This window comes from Vibrio sinaloensis DSM 21326, from assembly GCF_000189275.1.
In the GTDB taxonomy this organism is placed as follows: Bacteria; Pseudomonadota; Gammaproteobacteria; order Enterobacterales; family Vibrionaceae; genus Vibrio; species Vibrio sinaloensis.
The window spans coordinates 15,709-38,398 of record NZ_AEVT01000108.1 but is presented as its reverse complement, the minus strand read 5'-3'; the positions used below and the strand labels follow the sequence as shown (position 1 = coordinate 38,398).

The 22,690-nt window shown below is 46.9% G+C and carries 17 protein-coding genes and 3 tRNA genes; 9 read left to right on the top strand and 11 right to left on the bottom strand.

Annotation, left to right across the window (positions count from 1 at the left end; translation table 11 throughout):
• Positions 1–15 precede the first annotated feature (15 nt).
• A complete protein-coding gene (locus RH45_RS20140; protein WP_008080881.1) occupies positions 16–429 on the bottom strand; it encodes a c-type cytochrome in 414 nt (137 codons plus the stop codon).
• Between the two features lie 314 nt (positions 430–743).
• On the opposite strand from RH45_RS20140, the gene RH45_RS20135 reads away from it, so the two are divergent.
• From RH45_RS20135 to RH45_RS20100, 8 genes are all read left to right on the top strand, one after another.
• Positions 744–820: transfer RNA gene (locus tag RH45_RS20135), tRNA-Arg, on the top strand.
• Positions 821–852: 32 nt separating this feature from the next.
• Positions 853–928: transfer RNA gene (locus RH45_RS20130), tRNA-His, on the top strand.
• 167 nt (positions 929–1,095) lie between these two features.
• Positions 1,096–1,172, top strand: a tRNA-Pro gene (locus RH45_RS20125).
• Positions 1,173–1,830: 658 nt separating this feature from the next.
• A complete protein-coding gene (locus tag RH45_RS20120) occupies positions 1,831–3,546 on the top strand; it encodes a dipeptide ABC transporter ATP-binding protein (protein WP_008080879.1) in 1,716 nt (571 codons plus the stop codon).
• A gap of 92 nt (positions 3,547–3,638) precedes the next feature.
• On the top strand, positions 3,639–5,192 hold the full coding sequence (locus RH45_RS20115; protein WP_008080877.1) for an ABC transporter substrate-binding protein: 1,554 nt from the start codon (positions 3,639–3,641) through the stop codon (positions 5,190–5,192).
• A gap of 180 nt (positions 5,193–5,372) precedes the next feature.
• Positions 5,373–6,350, top strand: coding sequence for an ABC transporter permease (locus tag RH45_RS20110; protein ID WP_008080876.1), 978 nt, complete (start codon positions 5,373–5,375; stop codon positions 6,348–6,350).
• Positions 6,351–6,352: 2 nt separating this feature from the next.
• Positions 6,353–7,291, top strand: a complete 939-nt coding sequence (locus RH45_RS20105) for an ABC transporter permease (protein WP_008080875.1) — start codon at positions 6,353–6,355, stop codon at positions 7,289–7,291.
• A 169-nt stretch (positions 7,292–7,460) separates the two neighbouring features.
• Positions 7,461–8,375: an SPOR domain-containing protein gene (locus RH45_RS20100; protein WP_039958997.1), complete on the top strand. Its 915-nt coding sequence runs from the start codon at positions 7,461–7,463 to the stop codon at positions 8,373–8,375.
• A gap of 148 nt (positions 8,376–8,523) precedes the next feature.
• Here the strand turns inward: RH45_RS20100 and cydB are convergent, their stop codons facing one another.
• Together cydB and RH45_RS20090 are read right to left on the bottom strand one after the other, a co-directional pair.
• A complete protein-coding gene (gene cydB / locus RH45_RS20095; protein WP_008080872.1) occupies positions 8,524–9,522 on the bottom strand; it encodes a cytochrome d ubiquinol oxidase subunit II in 999 nt (332 codons plus the stop codon).
• 10 nt (positions 9,523–9,532) lie between these two features.
• A complete protein-coding gene (locus RH45_RS20090) occupies positions 9,533–10,921 on the bottom strand; it encodes a cytochrome ubiquinol oxidase subunit I (RefSeq protein ID WP_008080871.1) in 1,389 nt (462 codons plus the stop codon).
• 139 nt (positions 10,922–11,060) lie between these two features.
• On the opposite strand from RH45_RS20090, the gene RH45_RS20085 reads away from it, so the two are divergent.
• Positions 11,061–12,308, top strand: coding sequence for an NADH:ubiquinone reductase (Na(+)-transporting) subunit B (locus RH45_RS20085; RefSeq protein WP_008080870.1), 1,248 nt, complete (start codon positions 11,061–11,063; stop codon positions 12,306–12,308).
• Between the two features lie 43 nt (positions 12,309–12,351).
• Here RH45_RS20085 and RH45_RS20080 read toward each other — a convergent pair whose 3' ends face one another.
• The 8 genes from RH45_RS20080 to RH45_RS20045 form a co-directional block, all read right to left on the bottom strand.
• Positions 12,352–12,648, bottom strand: coding sequence for a DUF6482 family protein (locus RH45_RS20080; protein ID WP_277422226.1), 297 nt, complete (start codon positions 12,646–12,648; stop codon positions 12,352–12,354).
• 94 nt (positions 12,649–12,742) lie between these two features.
• On the bottom strand, positions 12,743–15,034 hold the full coding sequence (locus RH45_RS20075) for a hypothetical protein (RefSeq protein WP_008080868.1): 2,292 nt from the start codon (positions 15,032–15,034) through the stop codon (positions 12,743–12,745).
• Between the two features lie 193 nt (positions 15,035–15,227).
• Positions 15,228–16,778: a hypothetical protein gene (locus RH45_RS20070; protein WP_008080866.1), complete on the bottom strand. Its 1,551-nt coding sequence runs from the start codon at positions 16,776–16,778 to the stop codon at positions 15,228–15,230.
• On the bottom strand, positions 16,778–17,350 hold the full coding sequence (locus tag RH45_RS20065) for an ECF-type sigma factor (RefSeq protein WP_008080865.1): 573 nt from the start codon (positions 17,348–17,350) through the stop codon (positions 16,778–16,780). Before RH45_RS20065 ends, RH45_RS20070 begins: the two co-directional genes overlap by 1 nt.
• Entirely contained in the window at positions 17,350–18,801 is a 1,452-nt protein-coding gene (locus RH45_RS20060) for a hypothetical protein (protein ID WP_039958983.1), read from the bottom strand. The genes RH45_RS20065 and RH45_RS20060 overlap by 1 nt, the downstream gene beginning before the upstream one ends.
• A 1-nt stretch (position 18,802) precedes the next feature.
• The gene (locus tag RH45_RS20055; RefSeq protein ID WP_008080861.1) at positions 18,803–20,122 is read right to left on the bottom strand and encodes a serine/threonine protein kinase; all 1,320 of its coding nucleotides are present in this window, start codon (positions 20,120–20,122) and stop codon (positions 18,803–18,805) included.
• A 164-nt stretch (positions 20,123–20,286) separates the two neighbouring features.
• Positions 20,287–21,642: a glutathione-disulfide reductase gene (gene gorA / locus RH45_RS20050; protein WP_008080859.1), complete on the bottom strand. Its 1,356-nt coding sequence runs from the start codon at positions 21,640–21,642 to the stop codon at positions 20,287–20,289.
• A gap of 204 nt (positions 21,643–21,846) precedes the next feature.
• Entirely contained in the window at positions 21,847–22,686 is an 840-nt protein-coding gene (locus RH45_RS20045; RefSeq protein ID WP_008080857.1) for a 23S rRNA (adenine(2030)-N(6))-methyltransferase RlmJ, read from the bottom strand.
• Positions 22,687–22,690 lie beyond the last annotated feature (4 nt).

Genomic DNA, 22,690 nt, shown 5'->3' with positions numbered 1-22,690 from the left:
TTCGATAGGGTGGAATTACAACCCTTCGATCATGTGTTCAATTGCTGCGATGATTTCATCATCTGAACAGTCCATACATGAACCTTTTGCTGGCATCGCGTTGAAGCCGTTGATAGCGTGGTCTGCCAGTACATCTTTACCTTGCGCGATACGCGGAGCCCAATCTCCAGCGTCACCCGTTTTTGGTGCGCCGCTGACACCGGATGCGTGACAAGCGATACAGAAAGTACCGTAGACGGCTGCACCATCACGTGGGCCGGTTGGCTCAGCTTTCACTGGCTCCGCGCCTGCTAGGTAAACATCACCAACAGGTTTAATACGTTCTGCAATAGCATCATAGTTTTCTTGGCTTACGCTTGCTGCAAAAGAGGCGCTAGAAAAAGTGATCGCAGCGACCAAAGCGGTTAATAATTTTCGAGACATATCCATTAAACTCACTTTACATTCCTGAAGGTAAGTTCGTGCTTACCCATTTATTAGAGTGTGATTATGACCAACGGCAGTTCACGGCCCGTATATAACGAGGCGTTTGCTGTTAAATCAATGTAAACAATGGGTGATTATATCCTGTTAACTTGTTGCAATAAACAGCAAGTTACCTCCTTCATATCAGTTATATAATGGGAAATAGGGGTTTATCACACTTTAATTGCTGAAAAAGGCACCAAACGATAAAAAAAGTTGAAAAAGTACTAGACGACATAGTGTGATATACGTATTATTCCACTCCGCCGATAGGGCATGCGCCCGTAGCTCAGTTGGATAGAGCGTTGGCCTCCGGAGCCAAAGGTCGAAGGTTCGAATCCTTTCGGGCGTACCATTCGCCTAAAGGTTTATCGGTAAAAATCAGTGGTGGCTATAGCTCAGTTGGTAGAGCCCTGGATTGTGATTCCAGTTGTCGCGGGTTCAAATCCCGTTAGCCACCCCATTTTCTCTTTTATAGAGAAGGGTAGCTTTGCTTCCTGTCTTGAATTAAAGTCGAGACAAAACATAAGTCGGTGAGTAGTGTTGTCTGTAGCGCATCTCGGCTGTTGGAATAAGCGGGACCAGAGGGTTGATCCTCTATAACGTAAACCAAGTAAAAAAATACATTGTCGGTGAATAGCGCAGCTTGGTAGCGCATCTGGTTTGGGACCAGAGGGTCGGGGGTTCGAATCCCTCTTCACCGACCACTATAAGAAGCCTCAGTCGAAAGACTGAGGCTTTTTTCATTTCTGTCGTTAGATAAATTTACTCTCTGTATTCCCAACCACGGCCAGCCTGTTATTGGCTGCCATATTGATCATGCTTATACCTACACAAGAAAGTGAGCCCAACCTTTAGAGCCTCATACTTAAGCATTATTCACTAGTAAACTACGCGGAAAATAATCGTAGGTGATCGGTCTGGTTTGTGTGTTTTTTGTTTTGTTTAAATTTTGGTAATACGACTCTTTGTGGTCTATAAATCTATATTAAGGTGCTAAGGTAGATTTATGTTTTTATTTTGTTAACGCTTGTGGTGGTTGGTAAATTGAATTTATATTCGCTTTGTCTTATAACTAAATGCGATGTCAAATAACCAAAATTCAAGGGTTTTACTGGTCTATGCTGCACTTTTTAGGCAGGTATGACCAATGGAAGATATAGCAGTTTTGCATATTTATTTTGTTAAGCTGCTTGTTTTTTGTTCTATTTCAACTTTTTATCCTACCTTTGTTGCTTTTCTGTGAATTTTTTGCCAAATTGATGAGCTTATAAATTGTCAGAACGCTATACCTATACGCTCTGGCTTGAATGGATTCAATTTCAGACAGGGCAGAAAGCTGCCAAAGCAGTAGAGGTCTGGTTAATGTCACTTTTAGAAGTTAAAAACCTTCGTATTGAGTACCCGTCACGTCACGGTGTACATGCCGCGGTGAAATCACTCTCGTTCAATATTGAGCGCGGTGAAATCGTTGGTGTTGTTGGTGAATCAGGAGCGGGCAAGTCGACAGTCGGTAATGCGGTGATCGACCTTCTAAGTCCTCCCGGTCGTATCGCAAGCGGCGACGTTTATCTTGATGGAGAACTGATTTCTGGTCTTTCTCCAGAGCAGATGCGTTCTGTTCGTGGGTCAAAAATTGGTTTTATATTCCAAGACCCAATGACGTCCCTTAACCCACTATTTACCGTTGAGCAGCAGTTGAAAGAAACCATCCATGCCAATATGAAGGTGACGGATGAGGAGGCTTATCAACGCGCGCTTTCGCTGATGCAGCAAGTGGGAATTCCGCAGCCTGAAAACCGTCTAAAACAGTACCCGCACCAATTTTCTGGTGGTATGCGTCAACGTGTGGTTATCGCGATTGCCCTTGCCGGTGAACCTGATCTTATCATTGCTGATGAGCCCACCACTGCGCTTGATGTCTCTATTCAAGACCAAATTCTTAGCTTGATCCGCGAGTTGTGCATCAAAAACAATGTCGGTTGTATGCTAGTGACCCATGATATGGGCGTGGTTTCCAATGTGACAGACCGCGTTGCCGTCATGTACCGTGGTGATTTGGTTGAGTTTGGCCCGACGGCAAAGGTTCTCGGTGACCCAGACCACTCATACACTCGCAGTCTCATTTCTGCCGTTCCTCGTTCCGATATGAAGCTCGATCGCTTCCCTCTGGTGTCTTATATCGAAGAAGCTCAGGAGATGGAGCCGCTCGATGTCAAAAATCACTGGTTAGGCCAAAGCCAAGACCACCGCGACTATACTGGCTCATTACTTAATGTAGAGAACGTTAATCTACGTTTTGTTACTAAAGACTCCTTATTCGAAAGTCGCCGTGAGTATGTACAGGCATCAAACAATGTCAGCTTTGAAGTTTTTGAAGGTGAGACGTTTGGTTTAGTGGGCGAGTCAGGTTCGGGTAAATCGACCATTGCTCGTGTGATTGCTGGTCTTTATGCGCCTAACTCAGGCAAGGTCACTTTTGAGGGGATCGATCTCACTTCACTTAAGTCGGAAAAAGAGCGTCGCCCATTGCGTCGTCAGATGCAGATGGTATTCCAAAACCCATACACGTCCATGAATCCGCGAATGAAGATTTTCGATATTATCGCGGAACCTATTCGTTTTCATAAGCTTACTAACAGCGAAGGGGAAACCAGACAGATCGTCAACGATCTGTTGGATCATGTTGGCCTAGGACAAATGGCGGGTGTGAAGTATCCACATGAGTTCTCTGGTGGTCAGCGTCAACGTATTTCAATCGCTCGTGCTCTAGCCACGCGTCCACGTTTACTGATTTGTGATGAACCTACATCTGCTCTGGATGTGTCCGTTCAAGCACAAATTCTTAATCTGCTCAAAGATTTGCAAGATGAGCTTAATCTCACCATGTTGTTCATCAGTCACGATTTACCGGTTATTCGCCAGATGTGCGATCGAGTCGGTGTGATGCAAATGGGCACGCTACTCGAAGTGGCACCTACTGAGCAGTTGTTTAAGAATCCACAGCATGAATACAGCAAACAACTGATTTCTTTAATGCCTGAGTTTACGGGCTTAAGAGAAGATGTAAAAACGGCATAAGCCGTCTAACTTTTCCAGGTACCACCAAGTACCTGGCTATAAACAGAAGCAAATACAACAACTAGGGATGATTCCCGCATAAGGAGTTATGCATGAAAACCATGAAAAGCAAACTAGCAGTCGCTTTGATGGCAGCTGGCCTGAGCTTTGGCGCAGCAGCTGCAGATATCACAGTAGCTTACGACGCAGACCCAGTATCACTGGATCCGCATGAGCAGCTATCTGGTGGCACGCTGCAAATGTCTCACATGGTATTTGACCCGCTAATCCGCTTTAACCAGAAGATGGAATTTGAACCTCGCTTGGCTGAATCTTGGGAACGTATCGACGGTGAAACAATGCACTTTAACATTCGCCAAGGAGTGAAATTCCACTCTGGCAACATGTTAACGGCTGACGACGTTGTTTGGACATTTAACCGTCTGAAGAGCTCACCTGACTTCAAGGGTATCTTTGGCCCTATCACGTCAATCACTAAAGCGGGTGACTACAAAGTTGAAGTGAAAACTGACGGCGTTTACCCATTGGTAGAAAACGTAATGACTTACCTATTCCCAATGGATAGTAAGTTCTACTCTGGTCAAACTGCAGATGGTAAAGACAAAGCCGAGCTAGTGAAGCACGGTAACTCTTACGCATCAACCAACGTATCGGGTACGGGTCCATTCATCATTACACAACGTGAGCAGGGCGTTAAAGTGACCTTTGAGCGTTTTGATGACTACTGGGACAATGCTTCAGGCGGTAACGTAGATAAGCTTACGCTAGTGCCAATCAAAGAAGACGCGACGCGTGTTGCAGCCCTTCTTTCTGGCGATGTTGATATGATTGCGCCAGTTGCGCCAAACGACTACAAGCGTATCAAGAAAGCTGACAGCGTTGATCTTTACACAATGCCGGGTACGCGTGTCATTACGTTCCAAATGAACCAAAACAGCAACCCAGCACTGAAAGATGTTCGTGTTCGTCAAGCGATCACTTACGCAATCAACAACGAAGGTATCACTAAGAAAGTAATGAAGGGTGCAGCGACTGCAGCAGGTCAGCAGAGCCCAGTAGGTTTCGTTGGTTATAACGAAGACCTAAAACCTCGTTACGATCTTAAGAAAGCAAAAGCCTTGATGAAAGAAGCGGGTTACGAGAACGGCTTTACGCTAACTATGATGGCGCCAAACAACCGTTACGTGAACGATGACAAGATCGCTCAAGCATCGGCGGCAATGCTATCTAAGATTGGCATCAAAGTTGATCTTAAGACTATGCCTAAAGCTCAGTACTGGCCTGAATTCGATAAGTGTGCAGCAGATATGCTAATGATCGGCTGGCACCCAGATACAGAAGATTCAGGTAACTTCACTGAGTTCCTAGCAATGACGCGTAATGCGGAAACAGGTAAAGGTCAGTACAACTGTGGCCACTACTCAAACGCAGAAGTAGATAAGTTGATCGAAGAGACCAACAAGATGACAGATCTAGCGAAGCGTAGTACGGCACTGAAGAAAGTTGAAGAGATTCTATACAATGAAGCGGCGTTTGTTCCTCTACATTGGCAAGATCCTTCATGGGCAGCGAAAGGCAACGTTGAGATTGGTCCAATCATCAACGGTATGAACTTCCCATACTTCGGTGACCTAGTGGTTAAATAATCATTAGTGAACTTGACCAAGCACGATAATGTGCTTGGTCGATTTTTGGTGCTTAGCTCTGTTTCAGTCGGGTTAGGTGCCATTTTTAAGACTGAAAATTGCGTTCCAATATCCTAGTTTTATTCAATGGATTGATACGGTTCGCAGACTGAAATCTATGGAAAGTTAAAGGGGCAAGGAATGTTTTCGTTTCTGGTCAAGCGCCTGTTTCAGGCACTGATAGTGATGTTTGTGATCAGTTTAGTGGCGTTTGCCATTCAGGATAACCTCGGCGATCCATTGCGTGAGCTAGTAGGTCAGTCGGTTTCCGAATCAGAGCGTCAAGCTTTGCGTGACGAACTTGGTCTGAATGATCCCTTCATTACAAAATACACTCGCTTTGTTGGCAATGCGCTGCAAGGTGATTTAGGTACTTCTTACTTCTTCAAGCGCCCGGCGGTTGAAGTGATTCTGGATAAATTAGTCGCAACACTAGAGTTGGTGTTTGGTGCGACCTTAATTATCGTTTTCTGTTCTATTCCTCTCGGTGTTTACTCGGCCATTCACCCAAAAAGCATATTTACCAAAATAGTGATGGCGGGCAGTAGTATCGGGATTTCGATTCCGGTTTTCTTAACCGCAATCATGTTGATGTATGTCTTCTCGATTGAGCTCGGCTGGTTACCGTCCTATGGACGAGGTGAAACAGCCAATGTATTTGGGTGGGAATCTGGATTCTTTACTCTCGATGGCTTAGCACACTTGGTTCTACCTTGTATTGCTCTCGCTTCCATTATGCTTCCGCTGTTTATTCGCTTGGTACGTTCTGAAATGCTTGAAGTGTTGAGCTCTGAGTACATCAAATTCGGTAAAGCGAAAGGTTTAGCTCTGAACAAGATTTACTATCAGCATGCTTTGAAAAACACCATGCTGCCAGTTTTGACTGTCGGTGGTGTACAGATAGGTACAATGGTGGCGTATACCATTTTGACCGAGACGGTATTCCAATGGCCTGGAACCGGATTCCTTTTCCTAGAGGCAATCAACCGTGTGGATACACCGTTAATCACAGCTTACGTTATTTTCGTTGGTCTGATTTTCGTAGTGACAAATACCATCGTTGACTTGCTATACGGCATCATCAACCCGACCGTAAATCTCACAGGTAAAGGAGCTTAATCATGAGTCAAACAGCAGCCGCTCCTTCTCGTTGGGAGCGATTTAAACAATCGGATTTCTTGTATTACTTCAAGCGCGATAAAGTGGCAATGGCGAGCTTTACCGTGTTCATGTTGTTCTTAGTGATGGCGCTTGCCGCACCGGTTATTTCTCCCACGGATCCTTACGACTTGTCGTCGATTGATATTATGGATTCAGAACTTCCACCAGCATGGATGGAAGATGGGGACGAGAATTTCTTGCTTGGTACCGATGAGCAAGGGCGCGACATTCTTTCGACAATTCTTTATGGCTCGCGCTTATCCCTGACCATTGGTTTCCTTGCAGTAGGCTTACAGTTGGTACTTGGTATCGTGATTGGACTCTCTGCGGGTTACTTTGGTGGCCGTATCGATAGTTTCTTAATGCGTTTCGCCGACGTACAGCTTTCTTTCTCGACCATGATGGTTGCGATCATTGTGTCGGCCATTTTTAAAGCCAGCTTTGGTAGTGATTTCTACAGCCAATATGCTGTTGTTATGCTGGTGGTCATCATTGGTGTTGCAGAGTGGCCTCAGTATGCCCGTACTATTCGCGCATCGGTATTGGCAGAGAAGAAAAAAGAGTATGTAGAAGCCGCACGTGTAATGGGCTTTAAGGCTCCACGCATCATGTTCCGTCATATTCTGCCTAACTGTCTGTCGCCTATCTTGGTCATCTCGACCGTACAGGTGGCAAATGCCATCATGTCAGAAGCGGCACTTTCTTTCCTAGGATTAGGCTTACCTGTCGATCAGCCGTCTCTGGGTGCTCTGATCAGCATTGGCTTTAATTACATTTTCTCTGGTGCTTGGTGGATCACCGCCTTCCCGGGCATTGTATTGGTGACATTGGTACTGGTGATTAACCTATTGGGTGACTGGTTACGCGATGTATTTAACCCGAAAATCTACAAAGGGTGATCTAAGCCTTAGATTTTCAACTAAAAACCTCACTAAACTAAGAGCCGTAACATGTTGCGGCTCTTTTTTTGCATCTAAATTGTCTCAGCCATGAACCGTCAAAAATGTCACACTGTCTCAGTGCGTAGATATGAAACAGAAGGTTTAAACTAAGAGTATGAAAATGAAAATGGCTGCGCAGCCAAAGCAACCTTTAGTGAAACTGTTGAGCATAGCGTTATTGGCTTTGCCAGCATTCTCTGCGCCTACGTTAGCAGAAGAGTTTTTATGTGATGCGACTCAGGCATCAACCCAGGCTTTGCCTCAATTGGATACCTCTTGTCCTATCGGTAAAGGGTTATGGGGCAAGCAGCAACCCAAGAGTGATCAATCGCAGTTTTGGATTCAATGTGGTGTCTATAGCAAGCCATTATCGCTCAGCAAAGCCAAGACCTTGTATCAACACATCTCAACGGATGTTTGGTTAAAACCTGAAGCAAAGGCATTTCGCTGCTTAATTGGTCCATACCAAGATTTTAACCAAGCTCGCTCTGAACTGAATAAAGTGAAGCAAGAGCCCGGTTATAAAGAAGCCTTCATTCGTGAAATTATTAAGGGGCAGCCTGTTAAACAGACGAAGCCAGCGGCTAAGCCTAAGCCACAACCTAAAGTCGCCAAGGTTAAGCCAGAGCCCGTTGCGGTGAAAGCTCCCGTTGCTGCGGCGGCTGTTGCGCCTGCTAAGTCGATGTCTGAGAATAAAGCCAAGCCAGACAGTGACGTTTCAGTGAGGCTAACGGCCGACATTAATGGCGTCCATTACCTAGTCCCTTACCTGCTGTTTAGTGATGACCAGTTTTATATGGAGCATGACTTACCTTGGAATCGAATGAGTTATGAGCAAGCTTACAAAACCTGTTATCGACAAGGTATGCGTTTGGCTACGCCTATAGAGTGGAAAGCTTTGTTAGATTCGGGCGTGATGGCGAAAAACAACTGGCCAATGCACCTGCCGTATTGGGGAGAAGAAAAGGCAGGTCTTTTCTACAGCGGTAAAGTGAATCAGCTCAAGGGCTCCTCATTACTCAACGTTATGTGCGTTAAGTAGCTGGAACAATCAAAAGCAGGCGCAACGCCTGCTTTTTTACTTTACAGCAGAACCCAGCGAATGAGTGAAGCCAGCAGGGTTAAGCTGGCGATACTTACTAGCCATAAAGCCACGAACCATCCCCATTGAATCGCAGTTTGTCTTTTCATCAGTGGTACCCTTCATCGTGTTTAAGCTTACCTCGAAATACCCAGTAGGAGTACGCGCTGTAAGCGATGATAAGCGGCAACAGTACCGCGGCACCGACAAGAAGAAATATAAGGCTTGAATCTGGTGCTGCGGCTTGTTGATAAGTAAGAGCAAAGGGCACTAGGTAAGGAAACGTACTCACGCCAAAACCAAGGGCTGAAATGGCAAACAAAGCGATGGCAAACAAATAGGCACGCACGGCTCGATGTGCCAGTAAGGATTCAAATAATTGCCAAATGCATAACCCCGCACCTATTGGAATGGCAATAAGAATCAGTGTATTAGGAAAGCTAAACCAACGTAACGCGATCAGTTCGTTCGTGAATGGCAACCAAATACTGGCTAACACAATGCAAGCGACCAGCGCCACGCCCCAGCGGCGCGCTAAAGAGTAGTAACGATTGACCAAATCATGCGGTAACTTAATCAATAGCCAGCATGCGCCCAGCAAAATATAAGCGCACATCAACGCCAAGCCACAAAACAAGGTAAAGGGTGATAGCCAATCGAACCAACCGCCTGCGTACGCTCTGCCTTCTACACTAATGCCTTGCAGTAGTGCTCCCAACATAATTCCCTGCATTAAGGTCGCCATCAAAGAGCCGATGAAAAAGGCGCTATCCCAGAGAAAAATACCGCGCTTGGTGCGAAAGCGGTATTCGAATGAGACGCCGCGTAAAATCAACCCGAGCAGCATAATGATGAGCGGAGCGTACAACGCAGGCATGACCACAGCGTATGCCAAAGGAAAAACGGCAAATAACCCACCGCCACCCAGTACGAGCCAAGTTTCATTTCCATCCCAGACTGGCGCAATGCTGTTCATCATTAGGTCGCGCTCCTGTTTACTGTGAGCACTCGGAAACAGAATGCCAATGCCTAAGTCAAAGCCATCTAAGATGACGTAAATTAGCACGGCAAGGCCAATCAGAGCATACCAAATCAGTGCATAGTCCATGATCGGCCTCCTAGGTCAGATGGTTGGAGTGTGAAACGGGGGACGAAGGTGTGCCATCTGGCAGCCTGCTCTCTAGTGCTTGCTCATAGCGGGTTGGTGACTTACGCATCAGGCGAATGAGATAGAAAAATCCAGCACCAAAAATCACCAAATAAACCACGATGAAGGCCGTGAGTGAGACACTGATCGCTGCAGCGTCTATCGGTGAGGCTGATTGTGCAGTTGTGAGTAGTCCGTAGACGGTGTAAGGCTGCCTACCTACTTCTGTGGTGACCCAGCCAGCAAGGACTGCGATAAACCCAGCAGGGCCGAAGAGGACACATAAGCGGTGAAACCAGTTGGGTTGGAAGAGAGTTTTACGCTGTCTTAGCCACAAGCTGTATAGACCAATAAGCAGCATAGTGAGTCCTAGGCCTACCATGATCCTAAAGCTCCAAAAGACGATACTGACAGGGGGGCGTTGCTCGGCTGGAAAGGCATCGAGTCCTTTGATCTCGCCTTGCCAATCGTGAGTGAGAATCAAACTACCCAGATTGGGAATTTCCACTTTGTAATCCATGCGTTGTTGCTCATCATTTGGAATGCCAAACAAAATCAGCGGGGCTCCGACATGACTTTGATAATGTCCTTCCATTGCGGCGACTTTGGCAGGTTGATGCTCTAGCGTATTTAGACCGTGCAAATCTCCCGCGACGATTTGAATGGGGGTGACGATGGCTGCCATCCACATCGCCATTGAAAACATGGTTCGGGCAAGTGGGTTATGCGGTGCTTTTAGTAAGTGATAGGCCCCGACGGCTGCAACAACAAACGCAGTGGTCAGGTAGGCGGCCAGTAACATGTGCACTAAGCGATAAGGGAAAGAGGGATTAAAGACGATCTCTCCCCAGTCTTTAGGGATGAATTGACCAGCATCATCAATGGCATAGCCTGCAGGTGTTTGCATCCAGCTGTTGACGGACAGAATCCAGAAAGCAGAAAGGAAGGTACCGAAAGCTACTATGCAGGTTGCGGCGAAATGAAGCTTTTTACCGACTTTCTCCATGCCAAACAACATCACACCGAGAAAACCAGCCTCAAGGAAAAATGCGGTAAAGACTTCATAGCCCATCAATGGGCCGAGGACTGGGCCGGTTTTGTCAGCAAACACGCTCCAGTTGGTGCCGAATTGATAACTCAGCACAATGCCGCTCACCACGCCCATACCGAAGCTGATGGCGAAAATCTTCAGCCAGTATTTATATATTTGCAGATACTTGTCTTGACCCGTTTTAAGCCAAAGCCCTTCTAAAACAGCTAGATAACTCGCCAAACCAATCGTAAAGGCGGGAAAAATAATGTGAAAAGAGACCGTAAAGGCAAATTGAAATCGGGCGAGGTCAATCGCTAGCGTATCCATAATGCACTCCTCTAGGTGCCAACATTAGTGCTTACGGACGAACAAAAGAAATGTTCAAAATTGAGACAGAAACTTGTCCCAATAACTGACTATGTGCGTAACAAAAAGCAGCTCAAACAAATAAAAGGTGGTTGAGATGATGAATCTGAAAAGCAAACTAGAGCAGATGGCACCGCATTTTGAACCGGGAGGAAAATACCAGCGTTTCTATCCTCTGTTCGAGGCGGCCGCAACGATTTTTTACACCCCCGGAATGGTCAATAAAGGCCGAACACATGTCCGCGATAGCATCGATTTAAAGCGCATTATGATCATGGTGTGGCTAGCGACCTTTCCTGCCATGTTTTGGGGCATGTACAACACTGGCCATCAGGCGGTGAGTGCTTTGCTCGTCAGTTACTCACAAGCCGAGTTATTGTCTGTCATTGAGGCCAGTTGGCGCCTGAGCTGGTTGTTCGGCTCTCCACAGGTCATGGCAGAAAGTGGCTGGGCGAGTCAAATGGCGTTAGGGGCAAGCTACTTTCTCCCTGTCTATGCCACTGTATTTGTTGTTGGTGGTTTCTGGGAAGTGCTGTTTGCTATTGTTCGTAAGCACGAAGTGAATGAGGGCTTCTTTGTCAGCTCTGTGCTTTTCTCACTCATATTGCCGCCAACTATCCCATTGTGGCAGGCCGCTCTCGGGATCACTTTCGGGATTGTGGTGGCAAAAGAAATATTCGGTGGTACCGGACGTAACTTTCTTAACCCAGCGTTGGCGGGAAGAGCGTTTCTCTATTTTGCTTACCCTGCCAACATGTCTGGAGGGGCAGTATGGGTTGCCGCTGATGGTTACTCTGGTGCGACACCGTTAAGCCAGTGGTACGACGCGGGAGGCAGTGCGTTGATTAACAACATGACAGGGGAAGCAATTACTTGGGCCGACGCCTTTATTGGTAACCTTCCGGGCTCAATGGGGGAAGTGTCGACCTTGTTGATTGCTCTGAGTGGTGGAGTGCTCATTGCGATGAAAATTGCCTCTTGGCGCATTGTTACTGGGCTACTGCTTGGCGTTGTTGTCGCGTCGAGTCTACTCAACCTGATTGGCTCAGACACCAATACCATGTTTGCTATGCCTTTCTACTGGCATTTTGTGCTTGGCGGATTAGCATTTGGCGCGTTTTTTATGGCTACCGATCCTGTTTCTGCCGCATTTACGAATCAAGGTAAATGGGCCTACGGCTTCTTAATTGGCGTAATGACGGTGGGAATTCGAGTGCTGAATCCAGCCTATCCGGAAGGCATTATGCTAGCGATATTATTTGCTAACTTGTTTGCTCCATTGTTTGATTACTTAGTTAAAGAAGCCAATGTAAAGCGTAGACAACAGCGCAGTGGCCGAGGTGTATAGGCATACAAATAGGCCAACCGATTTCGGTTGGCCTAGTGCATTCTCAGTGCCAGCATAAATCGATCTCGAGTGGGGGAGAATTTCCATCGTCCTCACCACACATTTCGTCGTAGGCATTGTTGTGAATAAGAGTGGCAGAAGAGAAGTTGTCATCGCGGAAATGGTGACGGATTTGCTCTAGGCTGAGAAACTTGAGCGGATGCTGCTCTTCATCTCTAATTAGGTATTTGTGTTCGTTTTCAACACGGTAGGCGAGGTAGATGCCACCTTCAAATGATTCTATAAGCAGGTTCATAACGAGCTCCTTAGTGTGAATACTGTTGTTTGTTACGCACCTCATGGAAGTTAGTTCATTGTTGGAGCATGGATGAGACGTAAAAAAGCCCCGTCGAGACGGGGCTTGGATTCTAGTTCAATAATCTATGATGGCATGCTTACTCTTCGAAGCTATTACCATCAAAAGTAACGTTGAAGTTGATGTGTTGTGCTTTATCCGCATCAGCGCTGTCTAGGCGAATCGCATAAACTTTATCGTTGACCAATGTTGAAGAGTAGTCGAAGTCAAACACTGCAAATTTGACATCATTTTCTTCATCATCGAAACACTGAGTGGCATTCGCATCGCTAGCATAACGAGAGCTAAATAGTTCGTTAACATCATCACATGTGATGTTGCCGCCATCCTTGCGGTCAAAGTAGACATCAAGGTCGCCTTGCTGACCATCGTTCTCCATCTGTAAGGTCATGTTCACATCAACGTATTCGCCTGCTACCCACAAACTAGAAGTCGTAACACGGTTTTCCCAGTTGGAGTTTGACGTCAGGTTAATGCGTCGTTCTGCTTCAGGCTTGTTATCGTAAGCTTCGAAGGTTGACGGGTAGTTATCCTCGTCTTCATTCAGCTCGACAGTCTTGATGATGTAACGCGCTTCACCATCGTTACCTGTTTTATGCAGCAGCTCAAACGTCATTGGATCTTCGCCGCCTTCGTCCATGGTGATGATATCGCCATTTACTGTGTATTCCGCACCTACTGAAGTGGATAGTGGTGCACAAGTATTCGTCATGTCACCCGCGTAGTTTTCTGCGGTGAAGTAGGCTTTACCTTGTTCGAACTTGAATGATACACAGTAGTTTAAATCGGAATCATCTTCCTCTTCAGCGGTTTCTATAAAGAAGAACTCTTTACCTTCTAATGGATGCAGTGGACCTGGCTCTGGTGTTGCGGCTTGTTGAACGTCTGGCAGCTCGATTTCAACCGATGTCACTAGACCTGATTGATCTGTGGCGATTAGTTTGATGGTGTATTCAGTGTCATCTTCGTCAGCGGAGCGAGTCGGTGTACCTTGAACGCCAATAAGGCCTGAACCCATCGCATCAAAGATGAGGCCATTGCTGGTTGCATTTGAGGAGAAGCTTAGCGTCAGTTCGCTATCGCCACTAAACAGTTCAGAGAAATCAAGGCTATAGCCTTCGCCTAGGTCTTGACCTTTCACCAGTTGCCATAGCGAAGCCCCATCTTGCAGACCAGCTAGCGTATCTTCCGAATACTCTGGCGCTTCTGCTTCGCCTTCATCAACGTCTAATGTGAAATACGCAGGAGTGTAATTGGTATCGTCTGAGTTGCCGACCATGACGATGATTTCGAACTCACCGGCTTTGGTAATTTCAGCACTTGGGCTGACACCAATATTGAGTTTATTAGTTTGGTAATTATAAACCGTTTGGATGTTACTGCCGTCCAGTGAACTGCCGTCGACTTTGATATAGCCTAAGTCAATCTCTTCAACGTCTTTGTCTTCAAACAAGCCAGTTAGGTCTAGCTCAATAAAGTAATCCCTTGAGCCTGGCATTCCTAGCTCTAACTCAAGCGTATCGATAGCATCCTGAATAGCGTCATAGACGTCATCATTAACCGTGGTTTTAAAGCTTGGATTTTCAATTGTATCGCTTGGAATAGGTGTAACCGAGCCGTCACCTGCTACAGGAACCACTGGTTTAAAGCTGTCTTCATCAAGCAGATCAGGATTGTTTTCTGCGATTTCTTCGACTGCTTGATCGGCTTGTTTAGCGATTTCAGTCGCGGAGCCTTGATAAGTATTTGGGTTTGCAGCTTTAGTCTCGGTCAGAATTTGTGCGGTTTTGTGCAGTTTAGCGTCCGCTTGTGCGCCTTCTACGTAATCAGAGTAGAGGTCGATTTCGCCGTCAGTTTGACCAGTTAGTGCCTCTGTGACCGCGGCTTCAGCTTCTTCCAGTGACTTACCGCTTTCGATTTCAATCGCGACAAGGTCTGTTATCGGAGAAATGACATTGGATGAGTTCGGGGCGCGGAATACCAGTTCGTGTTCCATTGGTTGACCTGGCAGGTCCATGTCCACGGTGTACACGCCGGCGTATTTTTCGGCATCCAAAGCGATCAGTTTACTTTGTGCAGCACCATTTGGCGTTAAGGTTTGAATCGCAAGTGTACCTTCAGGCTTGGTCGAGCCGACATTGAGTTGACCGCGACTGTCAGTCAAACCTAGGAACGTATCGCTTGCTTGATCCCATTGACCATTATTATTGTTATCAACAAAAACCACGGCATTTTTAAAGTAGCCATCAAAGCCTGTCAGTACCACACCATCTCGAGTGGTATTGCCATCACTGCTGCCGCCACCAGAGCCGCCACCACAACCGGTTAATGCAATTGCGACTGATGTTGCCAGTAAACTGATTTTTTTCATTCTGAATAGTTCCTTGCTTGTCTAAGCTTTTTGTAAGTCTTCAACGAATTAAGAAGTTAAGCCTAAAGTTTATTTCGTTGATAAATTGGTCACTTTTTATAACCTCTGCTTGCGAAACACAAGACACGAAAAGTGGCCTAAAAACCGTAAATTTATTTGTGATTTTTTGCTGTCTTATCGCTCGGTGAGGGGATTAGCGTGGAGAGCGATAATGCATATTGATCTTCAACTCTTCGACGCGTTGTGCGTATTGAGGTTTGGGGCGAAGAATGTAGCTGTATATTTCGCCATCGACGAACTTATCGTAGGGGCTATAGGCACCATCAAAGGCCAAAGATACGCGCTGGGAGTTCGGGTTGCTAATGAACTCGATACACTCGACACGGTAAGCCGGGTTTGAGCGGTCTGAGGTCGATATCAATTCAATGCCATACTCGCCTTGCCCTCCTACCACATCCATTTGATACCACTGAGCGATGGTGGCGCAGCTAAGATTGGTGGTACCTGCCACGATGTTCAGGTCAGAATCGAGCGTTTCGTTATTCGGTCCCGCATTTGAGTGGCCGAGATCAAATAGGTAGTTCCCAACTTCGATAGGCAAATATTGGTCATCGGGCAGTGGCAGTAGATAATCGAACATGGTGATCTGAAACTGCACTTCGCCGGTCACAGCATTGAGGCGCTTCTCCATTTCGCTTGCCTGCTTTTGCATGGTGTAGCTTTCATAGTGGTTGCCATTGTCGACGGCAACAAAATAGTTGGTGATGTCGGGGGTGTGCTTTGAAGGGTACTGATGTTTTACTTGCCAGATTTGATTCGCATCCAGAGTCGAGAGTTGGCTAGCCACAATCAATTTATCGCCTTCGATATGGTAGCTGCCAATTTTGTTGAGTTGCGTCTCTTTCGGACAATGGGTCTTGTTGTCGGATGACGCGAAATAGACCTCTTGCTGGCTGAACTTAAATGCTTGGCAATAGACCACTTCGTAGAGGGTGTATTGACCATTGAGCTCATTGCTGGTTTCCAAGCGATAGATGACATCGCCTTCCAACGGGTGTGCTAAGCTCTCGCCCTGTTCAGACAAGGGAAGGCTGAACCGCGCACTGACCCAAGCATCCACGTCGTGATAACTGTCCTTGGCTGAGATGGTCAGTGAAGGTAAATGGGTTGCTTTTGGCGCTCCGTAAATGGTTAGGGTTTGACCGCCAGACACTTTACCGCCATTGAGGTTAAGCTCTACTCGGGTCGTCAGTAAGTCGTTGTCTGGGTCGTCAAACAAGTTGGCGACGTTTAATTGCAGTCGCATTGGTTGTCCTTCGCGGATTGTCCAGTTGGCGACTTGTTGAGTGAGTTGCTGATACACCGACTCGACGATAAACGGTGGTTGATTCCCCGTTGCTGCCAAGTCTGCGTTACCTTTAGTGCCAATCAGTGTTTTGGTCGCGGGCAGGTAGTCAAACGCTTCAGCGTCTGTTTCCGTAAGGCTGGCTTCAGTGATGCTGGTTGAATCGGCTTGCGTTTGGCTTTGCTTGTCAGAGCTGGTGGCGTCAATGCGCGCGTCGTGTGTCGGTTTAAGTGTTGCTTTGATGTTTAACGATGTTGATGTCGAGGCTGACGAGATGAACTCGCGCGGCTCTGGCTGCGTAAATTCGGCAGCTTTTGGCAGATTATTGGTGGAATCCAGTTGTAGCCAAGTTACGCCAACGGCGACGACAAGCATACTGAGAGCGGCTCGCTTTTTCATTACACCGCCATTCTTGCTTGCAGCCAACTGCGAGAAAACTTGAGGTCTTTCTCAATCAAACTATCACTGCATTGCAGGAGTTGACTGATCTCTTGGTTTTTCAGGCCCATCAGATATTTTAACTTCAGCGCATTGGATTGACGCGGATAACGAGCGCTGAAGTTGTCCAATGCACGATCGAGGATAAACAACTGTTCAAACTTTTTCTCTTGGCAGTCATGCTCTTTGGCTTGCTGTTGGCGCTTCTGCGCCTGATGGGATCGGGCATTATCAATCAGAATTTGGCGCATAATTTTAGCGGCCATTAGATAAAACTCACGCTGTGATTGAACATCGCTCAGATCCGCGTTAGACATTTTGAGATAGGCTTCGTGAATTAGGGCGGTGGTGCTGTTGACACTGTCGGCCAATACATCGTTCTCATCGCCATACTTTTTGGCGTTGCGTGCACGTTCCTGTTGTGCAATTTTACGCAGTTGCAAGTAAGCAAATTGATATAGATGGTTTTCTGCTTCTTTATCACCAGCCTGCCAAAGCTGGATGATTTGAGTGAGCGACGTCGCTGAAGCCATTAGAGGTGCTCCTTTACTTTAACGTATTCAGATATCGAGTAGGTGTAGAGTTGCTCTGTGCCTTTCTGGTCGTGTGCTAAGGTCTGTTGATAGCGATATAAAACGCCTTTATCCCAGTTCTTTCCGGCAGGTAAATACTCCCATGTGGTGTACAAAGGCTGCGGGTCTCGAGGGCGGTACCAGCGAACAATCAGGTTAAGTTGCTCAATTGAGGCATGGGTTGTATCCGCTTTCACCCACCACATGTCAGCATGCTCTCGGGTGACATCCAGCTGATAGGCGTCGCGATCGGCAGGGCAGCGTTGCTGATGTAAATCTGCTTGCTTAATACGACCGTTGTCGACCAATAAGCAGTTATCGACCATCTCTCCCTCTTGGTAGCGAGTTTCGCGCCATACGCCTTGATAATTGAGCTGGGTATATTTCTCCTTTGGGAAAGTAAACCAAAGCAGTTCACCTTTGTTGGCATGACGGATATTGTCCGTCATGCCGAGACCTTGAGACTTTTCCATAAGCAGTTGTGTTGTAGGGTCAAAGTTGATCGCAATAGAGCGATATTTCCAATCGCCTTCATCATTGAAGTCATCGATAGAAAAGCCGTTCAGATCATTGCGGGTACAGCCTCGGTTAGCACAGTGGAACGTCCCAAAGGCATCTGGGTAATGGGAGAGCGCGGTGGTGATGACTTGCTTACTTTCGCTTGGCTGAATATAGCAGCCTTCGAACCGATCACCGATACTCGGATATTCGACCACAGCCTGAGCAGTAACCTTGTAGTTGAGGCTGCCTATTGGCGGCTGATATTTGGGGTGTTTTTGCAATCTCAGGTCGTAGGCACAAATTCGACCATTGCCATCTCGTTGCTTAATAATCACGTTTTGCAACATGCGATCTAAGGGCTCAAAAATCACTTCATCAGATTGGAAGTTCGCTTCGATATACTGTTGGCTTTGATTAAGGTGCTCGACGGCTTCGTTAACCGAGGCTAATTGCGCCAGTTGCAACTGTTGTAACTCTTCATCGACCAACTGATTTAAGTCGATTTGCTTTAAACGCTGCTGAAATTGAGTATCACTGAGCTGCTCATCGAGTAGCAGTATTTCTTGCCGGTCTTTTGGCGTTGCATCCAGTGACAGCAGTAAGCGAGTGATGTTTATGCTACGACTTGGTTTGGTCGAAATGGCGGTCGGAGTGATGACCTCTTGGGCTGAAACCGTCGAAAGTAAGTACCGCTCTTCTCCTTGGCCAAGAAAAAAACTGATCACATCGCCACGGCGAAATTGAAATGCCCCTTTATCGGTGGTGCCTTGTAGGTCAGAGCTGGTTTGATAGTGCAGCCCAGTGACTGGGGCGTCAATAAAGTAGCCCGTTTGAATGCTCGCATCTTTGGCCCACACTAACGAAGAGAGTAAGCCAGTCAAGCCGATGATAATGGTCTGTGTTAGCTTCATATTACAGGGTAGGGTTCTCGTTATTTGGCGCGGCTTTTTCTTCTATTGGCGTCATCATGACCAGTAGCAGCTTCTGCTTAATGTGTTTCGGTATGTCCGGGTTGGCGAGAATCCGCCGTCTGGTTAAATCTAAAACAGCATGGACCGGCATCTCTTGCGCAGCTTGGCTTTTGGCATGAAACATCATGCTCGACACTTCATAAATCATGTCTTGCGCAATCTGCTTTTCTTGCTCTAGCTGGTGGTTTTTCTGCGCCAAGGTATATGAGAAGTAGTAGCCTGATACGATGATCAGTAAACACAACGAACAGATGAGCGGATTGCGCTGAAACAGCCGAGTAAAGCGGTAGAGTGGTTGGTGGCGCTTAATGGATATCGGACGTTTGGTGAGTATCGCCACAATATCATGCTCGAGTTCTGCTGCATTGGGGTAACGCTTGCTCGGCGTGACTGCCGTTGCTCGTTTGATGAGCGCTTTGATATCAGAGTCGTTCGCATCGTTGGGGCATAACCAGTTCAGTAACTTGCCCAGTGAATACACATCGCTTCTGATGGTTAATTGTTGGCCTGACTGCTGCTCGGGGCTGGCGTACTCTTTGCTGAATGCGGTTAAGTTGCAATGGCTCCGTGGCGTGGTTGCGTTTGATTTTTGCGTCAAGTTGAAGTCGATAAGCTTCACTTGCTGAGCGGAGTCAATGAGGATGTTCTCTGGCTTAAGATCGGCGTGCAATACGCCTTGTTGGTGAGCATGTTCAACAGCGCCGCAGATCTGCACTAAAAAGGCCAATCGCTCAGTGTGACTTAATGCGTGTTGCTCTAAATAGTGATTGAGCGCAACGCCATTAATCTGTTCCATGACGATGTAAACAGCACCTTGGTGAATGCCACCATCAAACACCTTTGCGATGTTAGGGTGGTTGAGTTTCGCCAGTAACTGCGCCTCTCCAAATAAGGCTTGGCTATCAAAGATACCACTTAGATCTGACTGGAGAAACTTTATCGCGAGTTGCTGCTCAAAGGCTTTATCTGCGCGGCACGCAGCGTACACCACACCTAAGCCACCTCGGCCCAGTTCATGGAGTATCTGGTATTTGTCGATCTGTTGGTTGGTATAATCTACTTGTTGAGAGGCACCTTGCTCGAACGTAAATTGAAAGATCTGTTCGAGTTGATCCGACTGTTCTGCTGCGACCAAGGGCACTATCTGTTGATAGAGCTGCGGCTGCTCAGAGCGTAGGGTTTCTAAAGCCTCTGCTTTTTGTTGGTCATCTAAATCCAACAACAAGTAATACAACTCGGTTTTACTTGTATCTAGCTTCACTGCACGTTGATTTATATTTTTTATGCGTCAACAGTGTATAGAAAAATGTCAGCGCTTTCCTACTAAATCAATTGAAAATGAGAATGTTATTCGCTGTTTTGATAATTCAGACAACAAAAAAGCAGCCGAATAAGGCTGCTTTATAAAATTTGCTTCAATGACGATTAACGCATCGTCACGAACTCTTCACTGCCCGTTGGGTGGATCGCGACAACAGAATCGAAGTCCGCTTTAGTTGCGCCCATCTTCATAGCGACACCGAAACCTTGAATCATTTCATCAACGGTAAAGCCGATACCGTGCAGACCAACAACGGTTTCTTCTTCGCCTGCACATACGAGCTTCATCTTACACGGTTGACGGTGTTTCGTGACCGCTGTGTACATCGCAGTAAAGCCAGAGGTGTAGACTTTGATGTTGTCTTTGCCGTACTTTTCTTCTGCTTCTTGCGTGGTAAGACCGATGGTGCCGATTGGTGGGTGGCTGAATACCACAGTTGGGACCAAATCGTAGTCCATCTTCGCGTTTGGTTTGTTGTTGAACAGGCGCTCAGAAAGCTGACGACCCGCTTTAACCGCAACAGGAGTTAGCTCGATACCACCTTCCATGATGTCACCAACACAGTAGATGCCAGGAACGTTAGTTGCTTGGTACTCGTCTACCTTGATGTAGCCACGATCGTTGGTTGCAACGCCAGTTGAGGCTAGGTTGATCGCGTCAGTTGCTGGGTGACGACCAATTGCCCAAATTAGAGTATCAACGTTTTGGCTTTCACCGTTTTCTAAGTGCAGAGTTAGGCTGCCATCTGCTTCTTTCACCACTTCTTTTGGTACAGAGTGGGTATGCAGCGTTGGGCCTTCCGCTGCCATTACTTCGACTAGCGTTTCAATGATCATTGGATCAAAGCTACGTAGTGGGGATTCTTTACGGCAGAACAGGTGTGTTTCTGTGCCAAGTGCATGCAGAACGCCTGCGATTTCCACTGCGATGTAACCTGCACCAATCACGGCAACGCGTTTTGGTTGCTCAGCAAGCTCAAAGAAGCCGTTTGAATCGATGCCGTATTCCGCACCCGGAATGTTTGGAATGGTAGGGCGACCACCTACTGCGATCAGGATGTGATCTGCTGTGTAGTGTTCACCGTTAACTTCAACCGTTTTCTCGTCAACGAACTTAGCAAAGCCTTTAATCACGTTGACTTTGTTGTTGCCTAGAACACGATCGTAAGATTGGTGGATACGACCAATGTAGGCCTGACGACTCTCAACCAGTTTGCTCCAGTCAAAGCCTTTCACATCGACATCAAAACCGTAGTCTTCCGCGTATAGGTTCATTGCTTCTGCAACTTGCGCACCATGCCACATCACCTTTTTCGGCACACAGCCAACGTTTACACACGTACCGCCAAGATCTTGAGCTTCGATCAGTGCAACTTTAGCACCGTACATCGCTGCGCGGTTTGCTGATGCGATGCCGCCGCTGCCGCCGCCGATACAGATATAGTCAAAATGAGTCGCCATTACTTTCTCCGAGCTTTTGAATTATTGATTGCTATGCCACCAATATTGGGGCGATGAGATATAAACTCAATCCGCCACGCATAGCTGTCCTTTGTCTCTTATCATAAATCGACCCACTGGGATTTCCCAATGAGAAAAAGAGGTCGTGGTTATGACATTTAGCGATAAAACAGAGCCATTTGTACTCTGCTTAATGAATCTGGATTATTCAGGAACAATCCAATCTACTTTCCAATGACCGGTTGCCGGCGCAATTGCTTCCTTCAAGAAAGGAAGAATCTCTTTCATCTGGCTTTCCAGTTTCCACGGCGGGTTAATCACGATCATGCCAGATGCCGTCATCCCGCGCTCGTTAGTGTCCGGTGATACGCCGAGTTCAATTTGCAGAATTTTACGAATGCCGAGTCCCGCTAAACCTTCGATCATGTCTTCAATATCATAGCGATTGACCACGGGGTACCAAATGGCGTAGATGCCTGTTGCCCAGCGCTTGTGGCTCTGGAAAATCGCTTGTACGACATCGCGGTACTCTCTGGCCAGTTCATAAGGAGGGTCAATCAAGACCAAACCACGACGCTCTTGCGGCGGTAAGCTCGCTTTTAAGCGCTTGAAGCCGTCTTCTTTGAAGATCTTTACTTGGCGGTCACGATGGAATTCTTGCTCTAGTAGTGGGTAATCGGCAGGGTGCAGTTCAGTGAGCACCATGCGATCTTGCTGACGCAGTTGAGCGCGTGCCACTCGCGGTGAGCCTGGGTAGTAGCGCAATGCATCCCCATTGTTTAGCACCTTGATTGATTCTAAGTAGCTTTGAATTGCTTGTGGAATGGTGTCTTGTTGCCAAACGCGTTCAATACCTTGCTTGTATTCGCCCGTTTTTTCCGACCATTCGTGGGTCAAATCGTAGCGGCCGACACCAGAATGAGTGTCATGGTAGACAAACGGCTTATCTTTTTGTTTCAAAGCATCCAGGATAAGGCTTTGAACAATATGCTTAATAACGTCGGCGTGGTTGCCAGCGTGAAAGCTGTGACGGTAACTTAACAAAATA

Excerpts from the sequence above, each read along its gene's own strand:
- RH45_RS20085 (WP_008080870.1), top strand. The coding sequence starts at position 11,061 with ATGAATCTGAAAAGCAAACTAGAGCAGATGGCACCGCATTTTGAACCG.
- RH45_RS20090 (WP_008080871.1), bottom strand. The coding sequence starts at position 10,921 with ATGGATACGCTAGCGATTGACCTCGCCCGATTTCAATTTGCCTTTACG.
- RH45_RS20065 (WP_008080865.1), bottom strand. The coding sequence starts at position 17,350 with ATGGCTTCAGCGACGTCGCTCACTCAAATCATCCAGCTTTGGCAGGCT.
- RH45_RS20110 (WP_008080876.1), top strand. The coding sequence starts at position 5,373 with ATGTTTTCGTTTCTGGTCAAGCGCCTGTTTCAGGCACTGATAGTGATG.
- cydB (WP_008080872.1), bottom strand. The coding sequence starts at position 9,522 with ATGGACTATGCACTGATTTGGTATGCTCTGATTGGCCTTGCCGTGCTA.
- RH45_RS20070 (WP_008080866.1), bottom strand. The coding sequence starts at position 16,778 with ATGAAAAAGCGAGCCGCTCTCAGTATGCTTGTCGTCGCCGTTGGCGTA.
- RH45_RS20140 (WP_008080881.1), bottom strand. The coding sequence starts at position 429 with ATGGATATGTCTCGAAAATTATTAACCGCTTTGGTCGCTGCGATCACT.
- RH45_RS20075 (WP_008080868.1), bottom strand. The coding sequence starts at position 15,034 with ATGAAAAAAATCAGTTTACTGGCAACATCAGTCGCAATTGCATTAACC.
- RH45_RS20115 (WP_008080877.1), top strand. The coding sequence starts at position 3,639 with ATGAAAACCATGAAAAGCAAACTAGCAGTCGCTTTGATGGCAGCTGGC.
- RH45_RS20105 (WP_008080875.1), top strand. The coding sequence starts at position 6,353 with ATGAGTCAAACAGCAGCCGCTCCTTCTCGTTGGGAGCGATTTAAACAA.
- RH45_RS20060 (WP_039958983.1), bottom strand. The coding sequence starts at position 18,801 with ATGAAGCTAACACAGACCATTATCATCGGCTTGACTGGCTTACTCTCT.
- RH45_RS20120 (WP_008080879.1), top strand. The coding sequence starts at position 1,831 with ATGTCACTTTTAGAAGTTAAAAACCTTCGTATTGAGTACCCGTCACGT.
- RH45_RS20100 (WP_039958997.1), top strand. The coding sequence starts at position 7,461 with ATGGCTGCGCAGCCAAAGCAACCTTTAGTGAAACTGTTGAGCATAGCG.
- RH45_RS20080 (WP_277422226.1), bottom strand. The coding sequence starts at position 12,648 with ATGAGGTGCGTAACAAACAACAGTATTCACACTAAGGAGCTCGTTATG.
- gorA (WP_008080859.1), bottom strand. The coding sequence starts at position 21,642 with ATGGCGACTCATTTTGACTATATCTGTATCGGCGGCGGCAGCGGCGGC.